This is a genomic window from Mesorhizobium sp. M7A.F.Ca.ET.027.02.1.1, assembly GCF_004022985.1.
GTDB lineage: Bacteria > Pseudomonadota > Alphaproteobacteria > Rhizobiales > Rhizobiaceae > Mesorhizobium.
The window spans coordinates 23890-48364 of the sequence record NZ_RZOL01000003.1; the positions used below are offsets into that span (position 1 = coordinate 23890).

General features: G+C 60.2%; 20 protein-coding genes and 1 pseudogene. 12 read left to right on the top strand and 9 right to left on the bottom strand.

The window, feature by feature from the left end; genetic code table 11:
• Positions 1–297: 297 nt before the first annotated feature.
• The gene (locus EN749_RS38530) at positions 298–546 is read left to right on the top strand and encodes a DUF6074 family protein (RefSeq protein WP_063169245.1); all 249 of its coding nucleotides are present in this window, start codon (positions 298–300) and stop codon (positions 544–546) included.
• Positions 547–912: 366 nt separating this feature from the next.
• On the opposite strand, the gene EN749_RS00915 is transcribed toward EN749_RS38530, so the two are convergent.
• From EN749_RS00915 to panB, 4 genes are all read right to left on the bottom strand, one after another.
• On the bottom strand, positions 913–1545 hold the full coding sequence (locus EN749_RS00915) for an acyl-homoserine-lactone synthase (RefSeq protein ID WP_126057769.1): 633 nt from the start codon (positions 1543–1545) through the stop codon (positions 913–915).
• Between the two features lie 92 nt (positions 1546–1637).
• Positions 1638–2357, bottom strand: a complete 720-nt coding sequence (locus EN749_RS00920; protein WP_126057768.1) for a LuxR family transcriptional regulator — start codon at positions 2355–2357, stop codon at positions 1638–1640.
• A gap of 98 nt (positions 2358–2455) precedes the next feature.
• Complete coding sequence (panC, locus tag EN749_RS00925; RefSeq protein ID WP_024505565.1) at positions 2456–3364, bottom strand: pantoate--beta-alanine ligase; 909 nt, start codon at positions 3362–3364, stop codon at positions 2456–2458.
• Positions 3361–4197, bottom strand: a complete 837-nt coding sequence (gene panB, locus EN749_RS00930; RefSeq protein WP_126063927.1) for a 3-methyl-2-oxobutanoate hydroxymethyltransferase — start codon at positions 4195–4197, stop codon at positions 3361–3363. Before panB ends, panC begins: the two co-directional genes overlap by 4 nt.
• 171 nt (positions 4198–4368) lie before the next feature.
• On the opposite strand from panB, the gene EN749_RS00935 reads away from it, so the two are divergent.
• From EN749_RS00935 to EN749_RS00980, 10 genes are all read left to right on the top strand, one after another.
• Positions 4369–5331 (top strand): hypothetical protein, encoded by a 963-nt coding sequence (locus EN749_RS00935; RefSeq protein WP_126063926.1) that lies wholly within the window; start codon positions 4369–4371, stop codon positions 5329–5331.
• Between the two features lie 62 nt (positions 5332–5393).
• A complete protein-coding gene (gene nadA / locus EN749_RS00940) occupies positions 5394–6368 on the top strand; it encodes a quinolinate synthase NadA (protein ID WP_126063925.1) in 975 nt (324 codons plus the stop codon).
• Positions 6365–7906, top strand: coding sequence for an L-aspartate oxidase (locus EN749_RS00945; protein ID WP_024505569.1), 1542 nt, complete (start codon positions 6365–6367; stop codon positions 7904–7906). Before nadA ends, EN749_RS00945 begins: the two co-directional genes overlap by 4 nt.
• Position 7907: 1 nt before the next feature.
• Positions 7908–8789 carry a carboxylating nicotinate-nucleotide diphosphorylase gene (nadC, locus tag EN749_RS00950; protein WP_024505570.1) on the top strand — a complete coding sequence of 294 codons (882 nt, stop codon included), beginning with the start codon at positions 7908–7910 and terminating at the stop codon, positions 8787–8789.
• Positions 8790–8963: 174 nt separating this feature from the next.
• A complete protein-coding gene (gene bioB / locus EN749_RS00955) occupies positions 8964–9932 on the top strand; it encodes a biotin synthase BioB (protein ID WP_245454882.1) in 969 nt (322 codons plus the stop codon).
• Positions 9929–11068, top strand: a complete 1140-nt coding sequence (locus EN749_RS00960) for an 8-amino-7-oxononanoate synthase (protein ID WP_024505572.1) — start codon at positions 9929–9931, stop codon at positions 11066–11068. The genes bioB and EN749_RS00960 overlap by 4 nt, the downstream gene beginning before the upstream one ends.
• Complete coding sequence (gene bioD / locus EN749_RS00965; RefSeq protein WP_063169254.1) at positions 11065–11700, top strand: dethiobiotin synthase; 636 nt, start codon at positions 11065–11067, stop codon at positions 11698–11700. The genes EN749_RS00960 and bioD overlap by 4 nt, the downstream gene beginning before the upstream one ends.
• Entirely contained in the window at positions 11700–12965 is a 1266-nt protein-coding gene (locus tag EN749_RS00970; protein ID WP_126080683.1) for an adenosylmethionine--8-amino-7-oxononanoate transaminase, read from the top strand. Before bioD ends, EN749_RS00970 begins: the two co-directional genes overlap by 1 nt.
• A complete protein-coding gene (locus tag EN749_RS00975; protein WP_126063924.1) occupies positions 12962–13945 on the top strand; it encodes a beta-ketoacyl-ACP synthase III in 984 nt (327 codons plus the stop codon). The genes EN749_RS00970 and EN749_RS00975 overlap by 4 nt, the downstream gene beginning before the upstream one ends.
• Positions 13946–14118: 173 nt before the next feature.
• Positions 14119–15762, top strand: a complete 1644-nt coding sequence (locus tag EN749_RS00980) for an MFS transporter (RefSeq protein WP_126063923.1) — start codon at positions 14119–14121, stop codon at positions 15760–15762.
• A 234-nt stretch (positions 15763–15996) separates the two neighbouring features.
• Here EN749_RS00980 and hemN read toward each other — a convergent pair.
• Together hemN and EN749_RS00990 are read right to left on the bottom strand one after the other, a co-directional pair.
• Positions 15997–17323, bottom strand: a pseudogene (gene hemN / locus EN749_RS00985) (oxygen-independent coproporphyrinogen III oxidase).
• 470 nt (positions 17324–17793) lie between these two features.
• On the bottom strand, positions 17794–18150 hold the full coding sequence (locus tag EN749_RS00990) for a hypothetical protein (protein WP_024505577.1): 357 nt from the start codon (positions 18148–18150) through the stop codon (positions 17794–17796).
• 682 nt (positions 18151–18832) lie between these two features.
• On the opposite strand from EN749_RS00990, the gene EN749_RS00995 reads away from it, so the two are divergent.
• Positions 18833–19972, top strand: coding sequence for a porin (locus EN749_RS00995; RefSeq protein ID WP_126063922.1), 1140 nt, complete (start codon positions 18833–18835; stop codon positions 19970–19972).
• A gap of 482 nt (positions 19973–20454) precedes the next feature.
• On the opposite strand, the gene EN749_RS01000 is transcribed toward EN749_RS00995, so the two are convergent.
• From EN749_RS01000 to EN749_RS01010, 3 genes are all read right to left on the bottom strand, one after another.
• Positions 20455–22326 carry an acyltransferase family protein gene (locus EN749_RS01000; protein ID WP_126080682.1) on the bottom strand — a complete coding sequence of 624 codons (1872 nt, stop codon included), beginning with the start codon at positions 22324–22326 and terminating at the stop codon, positions 20455–20457.
• A gap of 83 nt (positions 22327–22409) precedes the next feature.
• Positions 22410–22970: a CpaD family pilus assembly lipoprotein gene (locus EN749_RS01005; RefSeq protein ID WP_063169261.1), complete on the bottom strand. Its 561-nt coding sequence runs from the start codon at positions 22968–22970 to the stop codon at positions 22410–22412.
• Positions 22971–22982: 12 nt separating this feature from the next.
• Positions 22983–24404: a type II and III secretion system protein family protein gene (locus EN749_RS01010; protein WP_050580548.1), complete on the bottom strand. Its 1422-nt coding sequence runs from the start codon at positions 24402–24404 to the stop codon at positions 22983–22985.
• Positions 24405–24475: the final 71 nt, after the last annotated feature.

Sequence of the window (24475 nt, forward strand, 5' to 3'; positions counted from 1 at the left end):
TGTAAGCAGCGGAACAATCGGGTGATTCGTACCGCCCTGCCCTTTCAGAGATCAAGTCATTGGACGTCAATTCGGCTGGAACGCCTCGTCGAACGGCCCAGGAAAATGCAGCCGGATGAGCAATGGTGGTTCACCTTATGTGCGGTCCCGGATATGCGGTCCGGCGGCTCATCTCCCAATAGCTTGTCGATGGGGAAGTGGAACTCGTCATGTCGCCGCGAACCGTCACCGCGCTAGCGGGGCTCTTTTGAAGACGCCGGTGTTTTTCTTTGTGGAACTGAATCTGTGAGGTGATTGATGCATGAATCAAACATTTGCGTATTTCCGCTGCATCGGCGACGTATATTGGTCGAAAGTATCGCCCAGGCCCTCGAGACCAAGAACGGCGAGGCGGCGAGTGCGTTCTGGCGCTGTGCTGCCAAGAAAATGCTCATTCAATTGTCCGATGTAGGAATTGCGCCAGAGCTCGCTGCGCAGGAGGTTGGAAGCCTTCTTCATGCGGTCTTGGACGACATGGCCAACCGAACGGTAATGCACAAAGCATAGGCTCGGGCGCTGTTGGACCGCGCGTCAGCTCGGGTCCTTATCAGGGGACTGCTCCGACTGGCCGACGGTCCGGCCAAACCGGCATACCGGCAAAGGTTTGAGGTTGCGATCGCTCACGGCGGCCGGTCCAATATTCTAAGACGACCTCAGAAGCCACGTTGGCTTCTTTGGACGAAGCGGAGGGGCGCCATTTTGGCGTGCTCACGCTGGACTGCGGGTTGCGCCTACGGAAATCCAAAGTCCGGCCGCGCGAGCCAATCGACCGGAACAGTCGAAAGCTCGTGGGGGCGGGTCCGCTCACCCTCACGGCGGCGGTGGCGGCCGTGAGCAGACTTAACTCAAGTCACGGCTGAGCATCCGCAGGCGCTATGCCGATTGGATGAGAACTGGTTGCCACAACACCGGCCCGTTGAGGCGTCCCCTCCAGCGGATGCGCAAGAGACTGGCGTAGGAAATATCGAGGAAGCCGGCGACTGCCTCGGTGTTGCCGACCTGCTTGGGCTGTCCGATACGTGACAACGGCCAGGTGGCGAGACGAAGGATCCTTTCGATGCGCGTATCTGTCACCGTTACGATCCCGGAGAGATTGTTGGCCAAGCCGAATTCGATGATCCCCGCGAAGAGCTCGTAGGTTGCTTGGGCCAGGCCGCCAGCTGCCTTCGGCGCTGTCGCAGGGAGATCGAGCGCGAAACGACTACTCTCCCAGATATCGGCACTCGCAGGGACCACCATCTCATCCAGCAGCGTCGGAAACGTATCGCGCAACATTGTCGGTCCGGTGGTCGGCAAAAGGCGGACGCAGCCGCAAGTTCGCCAATCGGACCCCTTGAGAAGCAGGTAGACGGGGTTCAGGCTGTCAAACGGGTCCGTTTCCATTTCGCCTTCGGTCTGCACTTCCCAATCGAGCCGCTTCTTGAAAACCCGATACCTAAGTCCGTGCATTTCCTTGAGTTCGCTCGCAAACTCGGCGTAGCAGTCGGGTGTTATCAGCTGCATCATTGTCGTCTCCGTGCGGGATGTGTCCACGCAATCGAAGGGCAAAGCCGTCATGAATGCAGCCTGTAGACCTTTACAGCTAGACTTGGAGAGGATCAGGATCTCGCCCGAGCAGCCATCCGCACTACGGCCTGGTTGATGGTTCGCACGCCAAGCTTCGCCTTGGCGTTTTCCTGATGGAAGGTCACGGTGCGTTTCGAGACACCGAGAATCTGGCTGATATCCCAGGCCGACTTGCCGCACGCCGCCCATTTCAGGCACTCGAACTCCCGCCGGGTGAGCGTTATGCCATCTACCACGCAATCTTCGGCGAGCCTGCGCCGGGCATGGATATGAACGTTGATCGCAACCAGTTGCATTGCTTTTTCGTAGCGCGTCAGCGACCTCAGAAATGGCGGATGCGCCTCGTTGGAGGCGAAGGTCAGTGCGGCGAACCGGCCGCGATGATCATGCATCGACATGGTCAGTCCGCCGCGAATGCCGAACTCAGCTGCTTTTTCCAGGACTTCCTGCTGAGAGGTCGGCAAATAACGGTGATCGCGGTCCACACCCCAGTCGAAGGTATCCCAGCCCCGCAGTCCCCGCAGGATCACGGGATCCACGCTGTGGTAGCGCTGTTGCAGGTAATGTGATGTCCATGATGATGGATAATTCGAGATCAATCGCGGCCTGTCGCCGGAAGCGGATGGGTAGGTGAAATAAGCGAAGAGCGGAAAGTCGAACCCGGCTGCGGCGGACGCCATTGCCTCATGGAGATCGACGGCATCGACGCTTGCAGAGAGTTGCTCGACCAAGGTTTCAAATACGCGATGCATCTGCGCTTAGCGTACCTCGCGGAGGTTGCTGGAAGCCGACGGAGACGTGGTTCTAAATGATGGCCTGTCCCTGCAGGGCATACGACGCGCCGCCGTCATCACCGCAATTGCTGTGCTGCTTCCGATTGGAGAGAGCTCCGCCCACCTGACCAACTACCGATGGGTGATATTGCGACGTTATCGATGAGCCGCGTGTCGCCAAGCCAAGCCGCAGCAAGCAAGCGTGCCGGTCGGTCAAGGCTTGCTAACGATTGCAGGTCTGTTTCTCCGCGCAGCTCCAGGTATTCGAGCTCGCGATAGCCGGCAGCCAGAATTGCTGCACGCGCTTCATCAAGCGTAGGCAGGATGGGGGAGCCGCGTGCAAGCCGCTCGGCCGTATCGAGCAGGACCGATGCTAGTTTTGGGGCAATGGCGCGTTGGGCTGGGGAGAGCCGCACGTTACGCGACGATAGCGCAAGACCATCGGCTTCGCGGACTGTCGGACAGGGCACAATAGTGATCGGAATGTCGAGATCCCGGACCAAGCGCCTGACAAGCTGAAGTTGCTGAAAATCCTTTTCGCCAAAAAAGGCGAAGTCAGCGCCGGCCTGCAGGAAGAGCTTGGCCACGACCGTCGCCACGCCATTGAAATGGCCGGGCCGGAATGCGCCGCAAAGGCATTCGCTGATGCCGGACACTGAAACGGCCGTGGCGAAGCCCACCTGGTACATTTCCTCTGTGTCCGGCACATAGAGCAGATGCGTGCCCAGCAGAGCGAGCTTGGCAGCATCGTCGCTTTCCGTCCGAGGGTAGGCAATCAGGTCGGCGGGGCTGTTGAACTGCTTGGGGTTTACGAACAGCGTCACGATCACCCGCTCGGCCCTTTCGAGCGCCTTCCGCACGAGGCTCAGATGCCCGTCGTGCAAGGCTCCCATGGTCGGCACAATACCGATCGTGGCACCCGAGCGACGCCATTGCGCAACGACGCCGCGCAGCTCGCTCACGGTTCGAGCGATCGGCACGCTCATGTGAAGTCACCGGCCTTCAAGGCGTTGACATAGAGATGTTCGACCGCCGGAAAGTGCCGGTTCCGCACATCGGTGGCGTAAGCGGCGATTGCCGCCTCAGCCTGCTCACCGAGCTCGGCATAGCGTTTGACGAACTTCGGCCGAAATGAGGTGAAGAGCCCGAGCATATCGTGGCTCACCAGAATCTGGCCGTCGCAAGCTGGCGAGGCACCGATGCCGATTGTGGGTATGTCGATATCGGCGGTTATCTGCCGTGCAAGCTGCTCCGGTATCTTTTCCAGCACCAAGGAGAAGGCGCCCGCTTCGGTTACCGCCCTGGCGTCGCGCCTGATCCGCTCTGCATCGGCTCCCCGGCCCTGCACACGATAGCCTCCAAACGTGTTTACCGCCTGCGGCGTCAGGCCCACATGGGCCATGACAGGTACGCCGCGCGCGGTAAGGAAGCGGATGGTTTCCGAGATGGTCTCGCCGCCCTCGATCTTTACCGCTGAACAACCGGTCTCACCCATCACGCGCGCAGCGTTGCCGAAAGCGTGCTCTGGGCTTTCCTCGTAGGAACCGAAGGGCAGGTCGACGACCATCAGCGCGTGTTCAAGGCCGCGGCGAACGGCCTGTCCGTGCATGATCATCATGTCGAGCGTGACCCCCAGCGTCGACGACAGGCCGTGCAGCACCATGCCGACGCTGTCGCCGACAAGAACGATGTCGCAGTGGCGATCGAGCAGCCTCGCGACCGGCGTGGTGTAGGCCGTCAAGCATACAAGTGGCGTCTGGCCTTTTCGCGATCGAATATCTGGAGGAGTCATCCCTTTTATCTCACCAGCCGCGCTCAACCGAGGCCCCTTCCCTTACGTTACCAACAGCGGGTGTCGCGTTTGGCATATTTTTGTGCGACTGCGAAGAGCTAAAAACAGCGCTTGAGTACTCTGGTGTTGACGTGCTGGCTTCCAAGGTTACATTCAATCGATTAAGGCGCTCCGTTGGGCCAACCCGCTTTCGCAAACATGGATCCTCAGACAAGAAGAACCAAGAAAGGCAAAGCCGCCGTCAAAGCTGACGAAGCCAAAGTGGACCTGACTGCCGTCGTGGTCGCCGTAAACGACAGTGAGCCCTGTGTCCTCACAGTCGGTCATGCGGACACCCTCCCTTCTGGACCTTTTGCCCTTGAGCATCGATCACTGCAGTCGGGTTTGAGGGGGTGGGTGGAGCAGCAGACCGGCCATGCACTTGGATACATCGAGCAACTCTACACCTTCGCCGATCGCGATCGCATCGGCACTGAGCGCCACCAGCGCGTCATCTCAATCAGCTATCTCGCATTGACCAGGAAGGAACAGGCAACGAACTCGGCCGCGTGCGGCTGGCAAAGTTGGTACGAATATTTTCCCTGGGAGGACCACCGCTTCGGCACGCCGCCTGTGCTGCTCGATAGATTGCGGCCCCGCCTGATTGAGTGGGCCGGCGGCGCCAGCGAGCCGACCACTCAACGCGAGCGCCGGCAGCGCGCTGCGATAGCCTTCGGCTTCGACGACCGCCATTGGAACGAGGAACTCACGCTCCAACGCTACGAGTTGCTCTATGAAGCTGGTCTGATTGAGGAGGCCGGTGGCGGCAGGGACGCGATTGCGGCCGCGGCTGGCAAACCAATGGTCGCTGACCACCGTCGTATTCTGGCAACCGGGATCGCGCGGCTGCGTTCGAAGATCAAATACCGGCCGGTCGTGTTCGAGCTTATGCGGCCTTCCTTCACGCTGCTGCAACTGCAGCGAACCGTGGAAGCTTTGGCTGGCAGGCTGATCAACAAGCCGAACTTCCGGAGATTGGTCGAGCAGCAGGAACTTGTTGAGGAGACCGGGGAGACCTCCCTCGACACGGGCGGCCGACCGGCGAAGCTTTATCGCTTCCGGCATGCCGTCCTCGACGACAGGGCTATCGCCGGGACAAAATTACCGCTGGCGCGGGCTTGACATACTTATAGTCAAGGTAGATATATTCCCTTATTGTCAAACCGAATATAATCGAGGCGCCAATGACTGGGGCGTTACCTATGGCTGCGTCCCTGTATGAGCGTGTCCGGCGGGTGATCCCACCCGTTGAATGGCTCGCGTTCGCCGGCGATATTGAAGCCATCTTAGCGCTGAAGCGTGAGCGCAATGCGGTGGTGCTGGCGCACAATTACCAGACGCCCGAAATTTTTCATTGCGTGGCAGACATCGTCGGCGACAGCCTGGCGTTGGCCCACAAGGCGGTGACGGTCGACGCCGACATCATCGTGGTTGCCGGCGTTCATTTCATGGCCGAGACGGCAAAACTGCTCAATCCGAACAAGACCGTGCTCATCCCGGATCTCCGCGCCGGCTGCTCGCTGGCCGAATCGATCACGGCAAACGACGTGCGGCTAATGCGGCTGCGGTATCCGGGGGTCCCCGTTGTTACTTACGTCAACACTTCCGCCGCCGTAAAAGCGGAGTCCGACATCTGCTGCACGTCCGGCAACGCCAAGGCGGTGGTGGAATCGCTTGGCGTGGCGCGTGTGCTGATGCTCCCGGACGAATATCTGGCGAGGAACGTGGCAGCCGATACAGACGTCGAGATCATCGCCTGGAAAGGCCATTGCGAGGTGCATGAGCGCTTCACCGCAGCAGACATCCGGGAACTGCGCGATGCCCATCCAGGCGTCATCGTGCTGGCCCATCCAGAATGCCCACCAGACGTTGTCGCGGAGGCGGAGTTCTCCGGCTCGACCGCGGCGATGTCGGATTATGTCGAGCGTGAGAAACCGACGCGTGTCGTCCTTCTGACCGAATGTTCGATGAGCGACAACGTCGCGGTCGCGCATCCCGACGTCGAGTTCGTTCGCCCATGCAATCTGTGCCCGCACATGAAGCGCATCAACCTGGCCAACATTCGCGCCGCACTCGAGCAGAACCGGCATGAGGTCCGGATTGATCCCGAAATTGCCGGCCCCGCCCGCCGCGCGGTCGAGCGCATGCTTTCCCTATGAGTCTGGAGGTTCGCGACATCGCCGGGGCGCCGGTCGTCATCGGCGGCGGCATTGCCGGCCTGATGACGGCGCTTCATCTGGCGCCGGAACCGGTCGTGCTTTTGACCAACGCGCCGCTTGGAACCGGAGCCTGCAGTGAACTTGCCCAGGGCGGTCTTGCGGCAAGTCTCGGGGGCGACGACGGCCCAGATTTTCACCTTTGCGACACGATAGCTGCCGGCGACGGACTCTGCGATGAGGCCACGGTGCGGCGAGTGGTACGAGCTGCACCCGAAGCGATTAGGACGATCCAAAGGTTCGGCGTCGACTTCGACCAGCACCCTGACCGCGCGTTGCGACTTGGGCTCGAGGCGGCACACTCGCGACGGCGAATTGTGCATGCAGCCGGCGACGCCACCGGTCGCGAGTTGGTGCGCGCGCTCGTCGCCGCGGTTCGGCGTACAGCCTCGATCACCATTATCGAAAATGTGGAGGTCCGCCGGCTGGTCGTGCAGGACGGGTCGGTCATCGCCGTGGTCGCAGCAGGACGAGCCGGCGCGCTCGCTCTGCCCACGCGTCGCGCGGTGCTGGCGACCGGCGGCGTCGGCGGGCTGTTTTGCGACACGACAAACCCCGCTGGCTCATGGGGTCACGGGCTGGCGCTCGCCGCATGGGCGGGGGCGGAACTCGCCGACTTGGAATTCATACAGTTCCATCCAACTGCGCTCGACGGTCCGCGCCGGCCGATGCCGCTGGTGAGCGAAGCCGTGCGTGGCGAAGGCGCGGTGCTCATCGATGAGCGAGGAGAGCGCTTCCTCGCCGACACACCTGGCGGTGAACTTGCGCCTCGCGACGTCGTAGCGCGCGCCATTTGGCACCAGCTTGCCGTTGGACGCCGCGTATTCCTGGACGCACGGCAAAGTCTCGGCCCGAGATTTGGCAAGCGTTTTCCAGGCATCGCCGAATTGTGCCGGAGCGCAGGAATCGACCCCGCGACCGACCTGATCCCGGTGCGCCCGGCGGCACATTATCACATGGGCGGCGTCGCCGTAGACAGCGCCGGCCGCAGCTCCATCGAGGGATTGTGGGCCTGCGGTGAGGTGGCCTGTACCGGCCTGCACGGCGCCAACCGCCTGGCCAGCAACTCGCTCACCGAAGCGGCGGTCACCGCGAGCTGGGTTGCCGAAAGCGTTGCCGGCACGTCGTATACCCGGCGACCGCGCAGATGCTCCACATTCGTCCCTCCACGACCAGACGCTTCCGTGGTCCGCCCGATTGTCTCCGCCGCCCTGGGTATCATCCGCGACGGCGAGGCAATGCGCGAAGCGGTGGCGACCCTGCTGCCGATCGCAGCCAATAGTGTCGCTGCCTCTGGTCCGGCTTTGGTCTCACTGATGATCGCCGCGGCGGCCCTGAGGCGGGAAGAGAGTCGAGGCGCGCACTGTCGGTCCGATTTCCCGCTCCACGATGCCAACGTGCGCCCATCACGGCTGACACTGCACAGCGCAATGCGGGCCGCGGCCGCACTCGATTGCCGGGCTACCATACGGAGCACTTGATATGACTTCATTCTCCCCCCTCCCCGCGACCCTGATCGAACCGATTGTGCGCGTTGCGCTCCTCGAAGACCTGGGCAGATCCGGCGACCTGACCACCGATGCGGTTATCCCGTATGATTGCACTGCCACGTTGGTGCTCAAAGCGAGGCAGGCGGGCGTCGTTGCCGGGCTCGATCTGGTCTCGTATGCCTTCCTTCTCGTGGAACCGGCGATCAACATCCAGATCTGGCGCCCTGATGGCAGCGAGGTTGGGGCCGGGGAAACCATTGCAAGATTGTCCGGACCCGCACGAGGCCTGCTCACGGCCGAACGCACGGCCCTCAATTTCTTATGCCGGCTGAGCGGCATTGCCACTGCCACAGCGGCCATGGTTGAGGCCGTGCGCGGTCACAAGGCGAGGATTGTATCGACGCGAAAGACGACGCCCGGGCTGCGGGCATTGGAGAAATACGCCGTGCGCGTCGGCGGCGGTGCCAATCACCGGTTCGGCCTCGATGACGGCGTGCTCATAAAGGACAACCACATCGCGATCGCCGGCGATATCCGCACAGCAATAGAGCGGGCGCGCGCCGCAGCAGGGCATATGGTGAAGGTCGAGGTCGAGGTCGACACGCTGAAGCAGCTCGATGCAGCGCTCGCGATTGGTGTTGACGCGGTGCTGCTCGACAATATGTCGGTCGAGGATCTTGCCCGCGCGGTTTCTATAGTGGATGGCCGTACGATCACCGAGGCGTCCGGTCGGGTGATGCCGAAAACGGCGGCGGCGATTGCGGCGACCGGTGTCGATCTCATCTCCATGGGTTGGCTGACGCACAGCGCCCCGATCCTCGACATCGGCCTGGACATGCCGGACCACCAGAACATCTGCAAGCACTTGAACTGAGGATTACGGCGTGAGGAGCAACATCAGCTCGGCAGGCGTAGGAGGTGCTGGAAAGACGTGCCGCAGCTCGCCTTTAGCGAGTGCGCCCCAAAGCCAAGAAGGCGTACCGGACTAGCAAACAAAGGTTTGACGATGACGATTGGAATGAACTCGGAGTTCGACGTGAACCAGACCATGCAATCGGTCGATGGAACGCCTCCGCGATGGAACCGCAAAGAGGCCGAGGCCATCTACGGCATGCCATTCAACGATCTGCTGTTCCTAGCTCAGACGATCCACCGCCAGAACTTCGATCGAAACCGAGTGCAGCTGTCGCGGCTCCTTAGCATCAAGACCGGCGGGTGCCCCGAAGATTGCGGCTATTGCAGCCAGTCTGCGCATTACGAAACCGGTGTGAAGGCGTCGAAGCTGGTGGACGTCAAGCATGTCATCGACGAAGCGGCCATGGCGCGTGATGGCGGCGCAACGCGCTATTGCATGGGCGCGGCGTGGCGAAGTCCCAAGGAGCGCGACATGGAGGTTGTGGTCGCCATGATTGAGGGCGTCAAGGCCCTCGGCATGGAGACCTGCATGACGCTCGGCATGCTCGATCTTGAGCAAGCTGCTCGCCTGAAGCAGGCCGGTCTCGACTACTATAACCACAACATCGATACCTCTGAGCGCTACTATGGCGAGGTTATTTCAACCAGGACTTTTGCCGACCGGCTGGAAACGCTTGGGCACGTGCGCGCGGTTGGGATGAAAGTCTGCTGCGGCGGCATTGTCGGGATGGGAGAAGAAAAGACCGATCGCATCGACATGCTGGTCACGCTCGCGAACCTGCCCGAGCCGCCGGAAAGCGTGCCGATCAACATGCTTATTCCCATCGAAGGCACGCCGCTTGCCGCGGCCGACGCCATCGATCCGATCGATTTCGTCCGCATCGTTGCGCTCGCGCGGGTGATGATGCCGAAATCCTATGTAAGGCTGTCCGCCGGCAGGACGGCGATGAGCGACGAAACGCAGGCGCTGTGCTTCTTTGCCGGGGCCAATTCGATCTTTGTCGGCGACACGCTGCTGACGGCGGGAAATCCCGGCGAGGACAAGGATACCCTTCTGTTCCGGCGCCTCGGCATTGAGCCTATGGAACTCGCCACGCAATGAAGGAGGCAATTCTTGCCCGCTATGACGCAACCTTGCGGGGACTGGGGCGCAAGGACCGGTTGCGGACGCTCGCACCGCGCGCCGGGCTCGACTTCTCGTCGAACGACTATATCGGACTTGCCGCCTCCAAAAGACTGGGCGATGCGGTTTCGACGGCGATTGCGCGGGGCACGCCAGTGGGCGCCACCGGATCGCGGCTGTTGCGCGGCAATGCACCGGAACATGAGCAACTGGAGGCGGACGCAGCGGCATTTTTCGGAGCCGAGCGTGCACTGTTCTTCGGCAGCGGCTATATCGCCAACTTCGCTCTGCTGACGGCCCTGCCGCAGAAAGGCGACCTGCTGGTCCTCGACGAGCTCGCTCATGCCAGCATGCATGAGGGTGCCCAGGCCGGGCGCGCTGAGTTCAAGCTGGCCGCGCACAACGACGTCGACGCTGTCGAGGACGCAATCACCCGCTGGCGCGCCGAAGGCGGCATGGGGCGGGTGTGGATCGCCTTCGAAAGCCTTTACAGCATGGATGGCGACCGTGCGCCGATGGAGAGCCTGGTCGCGCTGGCTGATCGGTACCAGGCATTCATCGTCGTCGATGAAGCGCATGCCACCGGCGTCTGGGGACCGGACGGCCGGGGACTGGCCGCCGCGTATGAAGGCCGCGACAACATCGTCACGCTCCACACATGCGGCAAGGCGCTTGGCGCATCCGGCGCGCTCGTTACCGGACCGCGAACACTGTGCGACTATCTTATCAACCGGTGCCGGCCATTCATCTATGCGACCGCACCATCGCCGCTGATGGCAGTCGCGGCACGTGAGGCGCTGACTATTCTGTCTGACGAGCCTATGCGTCGTGCTCAGTTGCACGAGCGTGTCGCTTTCGCGAGCCGGCAATTGGCCGAACGCTGCGGCGTGATGCCCAGCGGTTCGCAGATCCAGCCGCTTGTGATCGGCGATAACAGCCGCACCATGGCGGTGGCGGCAGGACTGCAGGCACGCGGCTTCGACATACGCGGCATTCGCCCGCCGACAGTGCCTGAGGGTACGTCGCGCCTGCGCATTTCGCTGACTCTCAACGTCGACGAAGCCGACATTTCCGCCATGGTCGAGGCTCTCGTCGGAGTGTTGGCCACAGCATGACCAAACGCATCGTCGTCACCGGAACAGACACTGGAATTGGCAAGACAGTGTTTTCGGCCGGACTTGCCGGGCTGCTCGACGGCTTCTACTGGAAGCCGGTGCAATCGGGCCTCAACGAGGAGACCGACAGCGAGGTCGTCGCCCGGCTTTCCGGCTTGCCCGACGGACGCGTGCTGCCCGAAGTCTATCGACTGACGATGCCGCTGTCGCCGCATCGATCAGCCGAAATCGACGGCGTCGCGATCGAGGCCGACGATCTTTCATTTCCGGTCCTGCCGACACCGCTCGTCATCGAAGGCGCCGGCGGGCTGATGGTGCCGCTCAATCGACAGACAAGGTTCATTGACATATTCGAACAATGGCGGCTGCCGGTCATACTGTGCGCCCGCACCGCGCTTGGCACCATCAATCATACGCTGTTGTCGATCGAGGCCCTGAGAGCCCGCTCCATCCCGCTCATCGGCATTGCCTTCATTGGCGAAGAGGTGGCCGATACACAAAGGACAATCGTGGAATTCGGCGGCGTGCCGCAGCTGGGCAGGCTGCCGCACCTCGGTCCGCTGACGGGTGAAACGTTGAGAGATGCAATGATTTCCGGCTTCGACCTGGCCATGATTGCCGGAGGCGACTGATGGCGGAGTCTCGAGTCTGGCATCCGTTCACGCAGCACGCGCTAGAGCCCTCGGTCCCTGAAATCGTGCTGACTGAAGGCGCCTATCTCCACAAGGCCGACGGCTTCCGCATCCTCGATGCGATTTCTTCCTGGTGGGTCGTCACCCATGGCCATCGCCACCCCCGCATCATGAAGGCCATCGAGACGACCGCGTCGAGCCTCGACCAGATCATCTTCGCGGGCTTCACCCACGAGCCGGCCGAACGGCTGGCCGAGGCGCTTATCGGCATCGCACCCGCCGGCCTCGACCGGGTGTTCTATTCCGACAGTGGCTCCACCTCAGTCGAAGTCGCGCTGAAGATGGCGCTCGGCTATTTCCGCAACATCGGCGCGCCGCGTTCGCGCATCGCCGTCATGGAGCACAGCTATCATGGCGACACGATCGGGGCGATGAGCGTCGGCGCCCGCGGCGTCTTCAACGCCGCCTATGATCCTTTGCTGTTCGAGGTCGACGCCATCCCCTTCCCGGCCGCCGGGCGCGAGCAGGAAACGCTGGATCGGTTCGAGGCCGTTAGCCGCGACCGGCGCGCAGCCGCGCTGATCGTCGAGCCGCTGGTGCTTGGCGCCGGCGGCATGCTGATGTATCCGGCCTGGGTTCTTGCCGAATTGAAGAGGATCGCCGAAGCCTCCGGCACGCTGCTGATCGCCGATGAAGTGATGACCGGCTGGGGGCGCACCGGAACCATGTTTGCCTGCGAACAGGCGTCCGTCTCGCCCGACATCTTGTGCACCTCGAAAGGTCTGACCGGTGGTACCATCCCGCTGGCCGCCACGATCGCCACCGATGCCATCTTCCACGCTCACTTTTCGGAGGATCGCAAGAAGACGTTTTTCCATTCGAGCTCCTACACCGCCAATCCGATCGCCTGCGCGGCAGCACTTGCCAATGTCGAGATCTGGCGTGACGAGCCGGTGGCCGAGCGGATCGCGGTCTTGAGCGCGAGGCAGGCCGCCGGGCTGCAACGCTTCCGGGTCAATCCATATTTCACCGACTGCCGGACAACCGGCACCATCGCGGCACTCGACCTACGCACCGGCTCAGCCGGTTATCTGGCCGAGATCGGGCCAAAACTGCGCGCTTTTTTCCTTGAGCGGGGGCTACTTGTGCGCCCGCTCGGCAATGTCCTCTATCTTCTACCGCCCTATTGCATCACCAGCGACGAATTGGGCGGGCTCTATGACGCGATAGAGGAGGCCGGCGAACGCTTCGGCTCGCGGCCATGAACCTATCGTCGCGCGTTCTCGGCTTCGGCCATCATGCGCCGGCGCGCAAGGTCGAGAACCCGGAAATCGAAGACCGGCTCGGGCTTGAGCCCGGCTGGATCGAGCGGCGCACCGGAATTCGCTCGCGCTTCTGGGCAACAGACGAAGACACGCTGTCGGGCCTTGCCGCCTCTGCCGGCGACATGGCGCTGACCAATGCCGGTATCGACCGCGGCGACGTCGGTCTACTCTTGCTCGCCACGTCGACGCCCGATCACCTTCTGCCGCCAAGCGCGCCGCTGGTCGCACATCGGCTGGGGCTAGGCCGCGCCGGAGCGATCGACCTGACCGGCGCCTGCGCCGGCTTCATCTATGCGCTGATGTTCGCCGACGGGTTCACCCGCCTGCACGGCAAAGCGAGCCTTGTCATCGCCGCCAACATCCTCAGCCACCGCATCAATTTGGCCGAGCGCGCCAGCGCCGTGCTGTTTGCCGATGCCGCCGGCGCCATGGTGATCAGTCCTTGCGATGACCCGGATCGAGGCATTCTCGGCGCTTCGGTGGATTCCGACGGCTCGCGCTACGGGCTAATCCAGATTCCCGCCGGGGGAAGCAACACTCCGTTCCATGCCGACCTCGACCTCGCGCAGACACGGATGACGATCACTGACGGCCGTGAAGTATTCAGCAAGGCCGTGGAGATGATGACCGCCTGCTCGAGAGATGCGCTCACTGCTGCCCGACTGAGGCCGCAAGACCTCGATCGTTTCGTGCCGCATCAGGCCAATGCGCGCATTTTCGACGCGGTCGGCAGGAACCTCGGCATCGCTGATCACTCGATCGTCAAGACGATCGCCGAATATGGCAACTCTTCCGCCGCGACGATCCCGCTCTCATTGTCGCTGGCCCATCGGGCGCAGCCGTTTCGGCCTGGCGAGAAAGTCCTCTTGGCGGCAGCGGGTGCGGGTCTCAGCGGCGGCGCGCTTGTGGTGGGAATTTAGCAAAGCAATGCTTGCGCACAGGACTGCTCATGAATGAGACTATGAGAATGGCTCAATACGTAAATAGTCGCCGGCAAGCTCCATAGAGCTGGGTTCCGTGCGGTGCTCCGCGATGTCTAAGTATCGACCCGCTTGCTCAAATCGCAGCGCTCATCGAAGGCCAGCAATACCTCATGCAGAGCGAAAATCCTCAACCGCCCGTTTCAAAGACGCTCGCCCCATTTCGAAACAAGGTGTTTCGCTCAATTTGGGCGGCCACCCAGATTTCCAGCCTCGGTTGGCTAGTGCAAACGGTCGCCATCAGTTGGCTTATGGCAACGATTTCAGCGTCCGACCTCATGGTGGCACTCGTCCAGGCCGCATCCACATTGCCGGTGTTCTTCCTCTCAGTTTTCGCCGGAGCCATTGCCGACAACTTCAGCCGCCGGTGGGTGATGTTTGCGGGACACTGCCTGATAGCATCGGCGTCGACGACGCTGATGATTTCTGTGGGTCTGGGATTTGTCAGTCCTTGGCTGATTCTCGGGTTAGGTTTCCTGGCCGGCTGCGGCTTTGCCTTGAATGATCCGGCTTGGCACGCTTCGGTCGGCGATATCCTTCACAAACGCGACATTCCGGCCGCAGTGACGCTTATGTCCGTCGGATACAACATTGTGCGCAGCGTTGGTCCGGCCTTGGGGGGCGTGATCCTGGCCGTCTTTGGGCCGCTGGCCGCTTTCGCCTTGGCTGCGGTGAGTGATCTGGCGCCCATAAGCGCGATATGGCGCACCAAATGGGAGGTCCGCTCTTCGCCTCTCCCTCGTGAGAGAATGACGACGGCAATTCATGACGGAGTGCGCTTTACTGCGATGTCTTTGGAGATCAGGGCAGCGACCGCCCGAGCCGCTCTTTTCGGATTGGCAAGCATCTCCATTCTGGCGTTGCTCCCCCTCGTCGTCCGGGATCAGTTGAAGAGTGGGCCAATTGTCTACGGTATCTTATTGGCCGGCTTCGGCATGGGTGCTTTCATCGCGGGCATGGGCAACGGCTTCTTGAGGAAGGTCACGTCTCAAAACAGGCTGGTGGCCTTCGCCTCTGTGGCTTGTGCAGTCTGTTGCCTCTCCCTTGCCCTTACATCGTCGATTCCTGTGGCGGCCATTTCGCTGGCGCTCGGCGGAGCGGGTTGGCTTATCACCTGGACGGGCATTGACGTGTCGGTGCAGTTGGCAAGCCCAAGGTGGGTTGTAGGCCGCACGCTCTCCATTTACTACGCCTTGAGCGCAGGCGGTATGGCTGCTGGCAGCTGGATCTGGGGTTCTGTCGCGCAAAACTATTCCTTGACCTTAGCATTGGAGGGCGCCGCAGGCGCTCTGTTGCTGGTTGCAGCAGCGGGGATCGTGTTGCCGGTCCGTCCCTGGGAAGAAACCGATCAAGAAAGTTCAGTTTTTCATCCGCCGGACGTGGCTCTCGATCTGAAACCCAGAAGTGGCCCTATCGTGGCCAAGGTCGAGTATTTGATATCGGAGGAAAATATCGAGGCCTTTCTGGGCTCCATGCGCACGCGGCGACACGTCCAGAGCCGTGCCGGTGCACGAAACTGGACGCTCCAGCGAAATCTGCAAACACCGTCACTTTGGACGGAGACATTCCGCACCCCCACCTGGATGGACTTTCTCCGCCTAAATCATCGACTCACCGCAGCAGATAAGGAAGTCGCCCAGCATCTCCTGTCACTGCATGAAGGAGAGGTGCCTCCGCAGACAGTGCTTTCGATTGAACGGACGACCGAGGCAATTCGTACCCGTACCTCGACAATCTTTTCTCGTCCTCCAAGATGACGCCATCAAGCTGCTGTCCAGGGACAGGGTGGATCACCGGTGCTTTGCAGAGCACAGCCTCACACCGAGAGCAGCGTGCTCCGGGTTGTGCGCTTTCGCGCGCACCCAGGCGAGATGATGGTGAACGCGGCGTCAAGTGGAAGTCCCCTGCATACGCTTGCGGAGTCTTCTGCGAGAGCCCATGCCGACGAGCGCCAAACAAGGTTTGATGCCTTTCGGCGTCGTGGCCTCAACTCATCGATTCGCGAGAAAAGCATCGAATGCAGCAGCAACGGCGCGAACAACAAAGCGGTGCTCCGGCCGCACGCGGATGAAGCCGTTTTCGACGTCCAGGATCCCCTCCTCAGCCAGCGTCACCAAACTCTCAACTGAATCGAGAAAACGAGCTGGTTCGATTTCGTGGGCGGCACAGATGGTCGGCACGTCGGCCTCCAAATCGCACATCAGTCGCTCGATGATCGCTGCGCGCACCCGGTCATCGTCGGTCAGACGGTGACCCTTTGATGTCGCCAGACGTCCACTTGCGATGTGCCGGGCGTAAGAATCCCGTGTTACTTCGTTCTGAACATACCCCTCGCGGACTCGGCCAATAGCCGACGCGCCTAAGCCGATCACGTTTTGCAAGTATCGGCCGAGTATCCCAGCGAATTACGCCGTAGGCGCGCCCGGTCTTCTGCGCTAGCGCGAGTTCGTCGTCCGGCGGAGCGAAATGATCGAGCCCGATCTCCCGGTAGCCAGCGCCAACCAGTGTCTCGGCGACAGCTGCAGCCTGTTCGGCGCGAAGATCGCCGTCCGGTAGACCTGCCTGCTCGATAGGCGCTGGTTCTTTATCACGGAAGGAATATGCGCGTATCCGAACACCGCAAGCCGGTTGGGGCGCATGGCGACCGCAGCCATCGCGGTCTGGATGCAGGACTGCACAGTCTGTTTCGGTAGACCGAAGATGAGGTCGAAGTTGATATGGCCAACGCCATGCCGGCGGAGATTTTGGACTGCAGCGGCCGTCTGCACCTTACTCTGGATCCGATTGATCGCCTTTGCACATCGGGATCAAAGCTCTGCACGCCGATGCTCGCGCGGTTGACACCGTTAGCTGCCAAGGCTTCGGCCATTTCCGGTGTGAACGTTCGGGGATCGATCTCCACGGTGATCGCAGCAGTTTTGCTGAAAGCGAAGTGGCGGCGTAGAAATTCCATCAGCGCCAAGTGCTCGGCTGGCCCGATAAGGTGAGGCGTTCCGCGCCGAAATGCACATCGCTCACCGGCAGCCCTTGCCGCACTTGCTCCGACACCAAACTGATCTCCTGACGCAGCACCGCTAAATAATTAAGGATCGGGCCGTTGCGACGGATGACCGCGGTAGGGAAGCCGCAATACCAGCACATGGATCGGCAAAACGGAATGTGGAAATAGAGCGACACCGATTCGTCGGCCGGGAGGCCCCCCAGCCATTCCTCATAATCGTCAGCACCAACTGCCGCAGAGAAGTCTGGCACAGTCGGATAGATGGTATACCAAGGCGGCCGGGGGTCCCGGTACTTTGTCAGGATTGAGGTGTGCAAGGAGCTGTCATCCCACGTCGCTGATCCATCATTCTTTCGTTGCGCGCTCGTCCTGGTCTCTGACCTAAGTCAGTGCGTCCCGCTTATGTCGCAGTCTCGTTTGGACAGGATGGGGTCAACCACGCCGGGGAGCGCGCGTGCCATGGTTGCGCCTGAGGTGATGGTGCGGTGCCGCATTCAACGTCTGAGTAGTACGTGACGCCAGTGCAGTGTGCTTGAGGCGTCTGCGGAAGAACTTTGCAATGCGAAATTCATGTCCGACGCAACGGACCTGTCAAGCCTCGTTCAGACGCCATCCAGGTCCAGCCAGCGGCCTTCCCTGCCGGCCGAAAAACCATACCGGCTTTAGCCACCGAGACGCTCTAAAGCTGACGTCGGCTCATTTGATGAAAGGAGGACGCCGCTAGGGGGTGCACAAGGTTCCCCGGCTTGACGTCGCTTCGAGCGAAGAGCGGCGGTGTGGCTTGTCGTCAAGCGCCGGGCAGCGTGCCCCCTACCGATATCCCGAAAAGATCGACCAAGATGGCCATGCCGACGCCACACGCGGTCTGGATGAGGCCGACCATGAAAATGCGATTGGCGCGTTCGTAGATGGGGCGCCGCAAGGAACTCATGTCGAGCAGCATGGACAGCGCTCTCATCTGCAGTGCGATGCCGAGCAGGATCGGCACTACGGCGAACAGATCGTAGAGTTGCCATGGCAAGGGGTTCGCGGCCCAATGAGTGAGGAAGCCGAGCGAAAAGGCAAGCAGGATACCCACGGCAGTGATTGTGCCGTTGCGGAAAATGGTCTCGATCGGTTCTTCCTTCGGATCGTGCTCGTCCAAGCGGCTTCCTTTCGTTGCTCTTTCCGTCGAGACTAAGTTCTCGAGAATGCTGTTCATCGCCAATTACTCGAGGCGAGCCGTAGGCAGCCGTTTCAGGGTGCGCTCCCTCTCGCTTCCGGCCGCGCAATGTACCTGCACGGCGAACTTACAGCGGCGAAAAGGTGCTGCGGCCACCATGCGACGCCTCGGACGCGCACGCCCTCTGTTCCTGGCGCAGCCCTTGCGGAGCGTACGCGCAGTGATCCTTCTCGGTAGCGCATGGCGCGGCCTCCGTTGCGGTCAGACGGGAAGCCGTCGCTGTTAAACGAGACTGTCACATATCGAACATGGCGAACCGTGTCGCACATTGCTTTTCGCAGTGACCCTCAAAAAAAGTGATTCCAGCGAGACGAAGGCGCGTCGGCCCGATTTTGGTGTCGGCCGCATTTACGCTTCAGGTTGGCATGTCGCTTGCTGCTCTATTTCGGAGAGCTGCAGCGGTCCGACCGGAGTGTTTCACATGTAAACGATAATGAATCTCCTAACAGAAAACACTATTATAAGTACATGTGGCTTTTACGCTGGCTCACCTCTCGTGTCAAGCGCTTTGGCGTCCACATATTGGAGACAACACGCACAAAATTTAGAGGAAAAGCTTGCTCTTTCGCCTCTATCCTTTTTATTCCTTCATGGAGATCTAGACATGTACATCAAGAGTCCTCTTCTCGGCTTAACTGCTCTGATGACCGTTTCCGTCGGTCGAGCAGCTGGCGCCGAGCGGGAACCGGCCGAGTACATCAAGATCTGCGACGTCCTCGGCTCGGGATATTCCTATATTCCCAACACCGAGACCTGCCTGCGCATCGGCGGCTATGTCCGTTACGATATCGGCCTGGGTGACGTCCGATCGTATGACAGCGCAAGAACCTCGGACGTGAGAACTGGCGAGGACCAAGGCACTTGGCGAAACAGCACACGCTTCACGTTCAAAACTTGGACCGGCCAGCAGACCGAGCTCGGCGCGTTGACGACCTATACCGAAACCCACGTGAATTTTGGCAACAGCGCTAACTCGCATGACAGTCCTCAGAACTATGATTTCAACAGCGGCCTCGCACTGGCTTCTGCCTGGGTCGAGCTGGGAGGCCTGCGAGTTGGCAAGGAGGGGTCGGCCTTCGATACGTTTGTAAGCTACGCTGGCGACGTTCTCGATAGTATGCTCGTTCCGTCGGCCGGCTTCGACACCAACGTGGCTCAGTACCACTTCGACGCCGGCAACGGCATTTCGACTGTGATTTCGCTCGAACAAGGATCGGGCTCAGCCGGTACTATCGACAGCTATATTCCGCACGTTGTCGCCGGCTTGAAATACACGCAAGGCTGGGGCTCGATCACCGGCGTCGCGGCTTATGACAGCAATTACGAAGCTTTTGCCGGCAAGATCCGCGTCGACGTCGCTGTCACAAACCAGCTGTCGCTGTTTGGACTCTTCGGCTACGGTTCCAATGCCAGTCTCAACGAGGACTCAAACGGCGCAATTGCCAATCATGGGCGCGGCTCGTACAAAATCTGGAACGGCCAGTGGGCTTTCTGGGCGGGCGCCACCTACGAGTTTGACGAGAAAACTTCGTTCAACCTTCAGGTCTCGGGTGATCAGCTCAAGGATGCTGGTGTGGCTGCAAACGTCGCCTACATGGTCGTTCCCGGCTTCACGGTCACAGCCGAGGTCGATTACGACCACTACGGCAACTCTGGCCTCGGCCCTGCCGAGCCTACCGCCGTCAAGGGCACGAGCAAGCCGAACAGCGTCGGCGGCATTCTCCGCTTACAAGGCTCATTTTGAAATCTCTCCAGTCGCGAGCATGGCAAAGGCACTTGCCTCGACAACGCACGCATGGAGAGCTTCGTTCGCCATCTTGAAGTCTGCATCGACCGTCCACGGCCCATCGTACCAACTAGAAACTGAAAGTTATGAGCCCTGTGTACTACACCTAGCCCTTGACCTGCCCGATGAACCGGCCAGGGGCCGTCAGTTCAAATTCGGGGCCGCTTAGAGGGCAGTGTGAGGCCGTGTTAGGTAAGCGCCACTGCAATGTCGAGGCCGCGACACGCCTGTCGCTTTGGACGGCTGGAATTGCCCTTCGCGGCGCCATTCATTCTCTCAACATTTACGTGATAATGCACGCTGAGTCCGAGCCGCGTGGCAGCACCCATCCTAGGTCACTATCGGGGGGCCTTAAACCTGAACAGCTCCATCGTCGCGGCTGCTGCGGAAGCAGGAGCTATCACTGGGACCCGTACTGGTGCTTGTCAGCCGCTGAGCCGCTACTTCGTCTTAGGAAGAGCATTGTCCTTGCCAAAAGCCGGCCAGTATTTCGAGATTGCCAGTGTGGCGCCGGCTGAAGAGAAATGACCATAGTCGAAATATAAAAACTCTCCTCTATCGGAATAGGCGCAGCGTCCTGCGCTGCACAGGAATTTCAGCGGATCGATGAATGTGGCGCCTTTGGTAAATGAGCGCACACGTTCGTTGATGTCGGGGTCCATCGCGATCGGCCAGGACGTATCGTCCAGATTTTGGCGCTTGGCGAAGAACGCAATTTTCCGGACGTCAGTTGGGAACTGCGGAGACTGGCCGATGACAAACACGCGCACGCCCAGGGCACGAAGCGTAGCGATTGTTTGCTGAAGACCGTCGAAACCTCTGACCTCATAGTCACTCCATCTACCGCTGAGGATAACCGTCTTGATGTCCGCTTCCAAGATGACGTCCAAGGCCTTGCGATTGAACCGGACACAATCAAGACGATCGTAAGGGTAGTAATAGAGTATCGGCGCGCAGCTGGCGTACGTATATTCAACGATGTTCGCCTGCAATCGATTTATGTTAGCACCCAAGCCGGAAACATAGTGCGCGGCGAAGGAGTCGCCCCACAAAAAAACCGTTGTTGGAAAACCGCTGGTGCGCGTGCAATCCTCCATATTCCAGCTTTCGATCCGGCTGGTGCCCTCGTTGAAACAGATGCCATTCCTCCAGTCCCCGACGGAAATGCGCCGCTGGACATAGTCCGGAAACCGTTGCGGAAAGCCATTGCCGAGCGCCCCCGCCGCTCCGCCGGCACAAAGGACAACGATCGCGAGCGCTGAAAAGGCGAAGATAGGCCCCGGGGAGGTGAAGGCCCTCTTCTGTCGAAACGGCTGCTCTACAAACTTCCAGGAGAATGCAGCCAATGCGAGGCTTGCCACCAACATCGCACCGGTCATCAACGGATCGAGTTTTTGGAACGAAAGATAGTGCGCGAACGCATTGAGAGGCCAGTGAACAAGATACAACGAATACGAGATGAGCCCAATCCAGACCAGCGGCCGGACTTCGAGCATGCGGGTGGCGACCGTCGAGGGGGTATTTTGGCCAACATAGATCAGAAGGGCCGTTCCGATGCATGGATACAAGGCGTTGTAGCCTGGGAACGGATCACTCGCCGAAATCGCGAAGAACCCGATGGCGAGAAGGCCAAATCCGGCCACCCCCACCGACTCCATCAGGAATCGGTTGCCCAGCGGCGAGGGGCATTTGAGCATGAGCAGGGCGCCCAACATGAGTTCCCAGATTCGGGTCGGCAGCAGATAGAATCCGGCGGTGGGTGCCAGCGATGTCGCCATCACCGCCACTACGAAGCTGCAGAGAATTATCGGAAGAAGTGTCGTCAGCCAGCGCTTCCCGATGTAGCGATAGATTAGGAACATCAGGATTGGTGCGAAGATGTAGTACTGCTCCGCTACGGAAAGCGGCCAAGTGTGCAACAGTGGTAGAAGCGCGGCATCGATAGAGAAGTAACTTGACGTTTTCCAGAAGAAAACGTTCGACCAGAAGGTCGAGGTAGCTATGATGCTAAGACTGAATCCGCGCAGATCCGGTGGCAGAAGAATGAACAATGCTGCAATGCAGGTGAGAAGCATCACAAAGACGAGCGCCGGCAGAATGCGCCGGGCACGGCGCCAGTAGAAGTTGACGATGGAAAATTGGCCGCGTTCAAGGTCATCCAGGAGGCTTCCGCTGGTTAGGTAGCCGGAGATGACGAAGAAGATATCGACCCCGCTAAAGCCACCCGGGATCGCCGAAATTCCGAAATGAAAGAGTACGACCGGAAGTACAGCAACGGCCCTAAGGCCCTCGATATAGCGCCTATATTGCATCCAGCGGTTCCTTTTATTTTAGATCAGGACGCGATTGGAAGCTTTCAATCTCCGGTAGGAGTGCTGCCGAGATAAGGGCGGTATCAGCCACCTTTATCCGTCCCGAATGTTCTGTAAGTTGCAACTGGTACAGAAGCACGATCGCCATCGCCGGCCTTGACGGCCTGATTGTCGAGCAGATCGCGCGGATCGTTGACCATCACGGCCAGGTTATGTCCTGTCGAACAACCAAGCGGCTGTTTGAAGGATTCTTCATTGGGTAAGGCACCATATGAGGGACAGACCGGCGGACGGGCGTGATAGACAATCGCCTCAATTCGCACTGAGCCGGCGTCGTGTTGATCGCGCAATTGAATGTTGTCTTCTTCGATTGCCAACTGCCTGGCCTGATGGGCTACCCCTGCGCTGAGCTGGGGCGAACCGCTGATGAGGAGGTGGATGGCATCGAACCGGCCGCGACTGGCCTTGTCTAGGAAAACACGCAAACGCTGCCGTTCGGAAGCGCGCAGGCTTTGCAACGTCAGGACGGTGGTCTCCTCTCGGACAAGCATTGGTGCCGATGGTTCGACATCAACTGGCGTAGTGCTTGTGCAGCCACTTACGCTTGGTGCCAGAGCGACAAAGAGGATTATAAAACGCAACATCTTTGGATGACACTATTCGATGATGAAGCCGAGACCGCCCTGGGCGCTTGGCGCGCCCGCACGGATAGCAGCGCGGTCTCGCGGGGGACTTGTCACGGAATTCGTCGGAGCGCCCCCTCCGTTCAAAGCCGGTGCCGCCCGCTCGGTCGGTGCGCTCATCTGGTTTGGGTTGGAGCCTGGTCTTACAATGTAAGGCGTAACTAGAATGACCAGTTCTGACTCCTCTTTTTGAAACGAGGTCGAGCGAAAAAGCGGTCCCAGGATCGGCAGTTCTCCGAGCCAGGGAAAGGCCCTGACATCATTGTTGACGTTCCGCCTGATTAGACCGCCGATTGCGAAGCTCTGGCCGCTGGCGAGTTCGACGACCGTATCGGCTCGGCGCGTGGAAACTGCCGGCACGGAAATTCCGTTGATTTGCACGGCACCTTGCGTCGACAGTTCACTGACTTCGGGCGTTACGTGAATGTTGATTTGATTGTTGCTGAGAACTGTCGGCACAAATTCCAGACTGACGCCGAAGTGACGGAATTCAACCGATACCTGCCTGTTTTCCTGCAGGACAGGAATGGGAAATTCGCCGCCCGCGAGAAAGCTGGCCTTTTCACCCGACATAGCGGTGAGGTTCGGCTCAGCCAGGACGGAAGCTATATGCTCCTTGGCGAGCGCGTCGAGAACCGCGCTGACGTTGACGGCACCGTTGTCGAATCCGATTTCTGCTGTACCGCCACCCTGGGTTGAACCAGACCCAGCGCTTGCAGCGCTTCCGCTTAGAACGCCCACTTTGAAATTGCCGATTTGACCGAAGGCGGACAAGTTGACGCCGAGTGACTTCATGGCGCTGCGTGAGACTTCGGCTACGCGCACGCTGAGGTTAACTTGCAGGGATCCAGCGACCTTGATGTTGTTGACGACTTGCGCTCCGTCGCCCAGATATTGCTCAGTGACTCTTTTTGCGGTGTCGGCGACCTCTGCGTCGGGCGCCGTCCCGCTAAGGATTGCGCCGCGCGGCGTATAGTTGACGCGGATGGGATAGTCGCCGACCTGCTCCCGCAACATGGCGCGTAAATCCCCGATCGGTTGCGTGACAACGATACGCAATTCGGCGAGAGGCTCGCCATTGCCATCCAAGGCGAATAGGCTGGTCCGCCCCGATTTCTTGCCAAAGACGAAGATTGTTTTGCTCGATGGCGCCTGAAAATCCGCGATCGTGGGGTCAGCAACAAAGATGGTCGTGGCTGGCGCGGGCAGATGAACGGTCTCCCCGAGCGAAGAGGAAAGGGTCAGCGTGGCGTTGATGCTATTCGAAGCCGCATGCGGCGGGCCTTTGTCCTGCTTGTTTTGCGCCGCGACACCAAGTGGGAAAGTCACAATAAGCGCGCAGAGGAGATGGCCCAGGTAACGGGGAACTGCAGGTCTTGTAACCTTGTTGGCGATCGCCCGCCAATTGAGCGCATGGCAAGGATGTTGAAGGATCAGCAAAATAGATCTTCTTTCGATTCGACAAA

Coding starts and splice junctions, on each gene's coding strand:
- EN749_RS38530 (WP_063169245.1), top strand. CDS start 298: ATGCATGAATCAAACATTTGCGTATTTCCGCTGCATCGGCGACGTATA.
- EN749_RS00915 (WP_126057769.1), bottom strand. CDS start 1,545: ATGATGCAGCTGATAACACCCGACTGCTACGCCGAGTTTGCGAGCGAA.
- EN749_RS00920 (WP_126057768.1), bottom strand. CDS start 2,357: ATGCATCGCGTATTTGAAACCTTGGTCGAGCAACTCTCTGCAAGCGTC.
- panC (WP_024505565.1), bottom strand. CDS start 3,364: ATGAGCGTGCCGATCGCTCGAACCGTGAGCGAGCTGCGCGGCGTCGTT.
- EN749_RS00935 (WP_126063926.1), top strand. CDS start 4,369: ATGGATCCTCAGACAAGAAGAACCAAGAAAGGCAAAGCCGCCGTCAAA.
- nadA (WP_126063925.1), top strand. CDS start 5,394: ATGACTGGGGCGTTACCTATGGCTGCGTCCCTGTATGAGCGTGTCCGG.
- EN749_RS00945 (WP_024505569.1), top strand. CDS start 6,365: ATGAGTCTGGAGGTTCGCGACATCGCCGGGGCGCCGGTCGTCATCGGC.
- nadC (WP_024505570.1), top strand. CDS start 7,908: ATGACTTCATTCTCCCCCCTCCCCGCGACCCTGATCGAACCGATTGTG.
- bioB (WP_245454882.1), top strand. CDS start 8,964: ATGCAATCGGTCGATGGAACGCCTCCGCGATGGAACCGCAAAGAGGCC.
- EN749_RS00960 (WP_024505572.1), top strand. CDS start 9,929: ATGAAGGAGGCAATTCTTGCCCGCTATGACGCAACCTTGCGGGGACTG.
- bioD (WP_063169254.1), top strand. CDS start 11,065: ATGACCAAACGCATCGTCGTCACCGGAACAGACACTGGAATTGGCAAG.
- EN749_RS00970 (WP_126080683.1), top strand. CDS start 11,700: ATGGCGGAGTCTCGAGTCTGGCATCCGTTCACGCAGCACGCGCTAGAG.
- EN749_RS00975 (WP_126063924.1), top strand. CDS start 12,962: ATGAACCTATCGTCGCGCGTTCTCGGCTTCGGCCATCATGCGCCGGCG.
- EN749_RS00980 (WP_126063923.1), top strand. CDS start 14,119: ATGCAGAGCGAAAATCCTCAACCGCCCGTTTCAAAGACGCTCGCCCCA.
- EN749_RS00995 (WP_126063922.1), top strand. CDS start 18,833: ATGTACATCAAGAGTCCTCTTCTCGGCTTAACTGCTCTGATGACCGTT.
- EN749_RS01000 (WP_126080682.1), bottom strand. CDS start 22,326: ATGCAATATAGGCGCTATATCGAGGGCCTTAGGGCCGTTGCTGTACTT.
- EN749_RS01005 (WP_063169261.1), bottom strand. CDS start 22,970: ATGTTGCGTTTTATAATCCTCTTTGTCGCTCTGGCACCAAGCGTAAGT.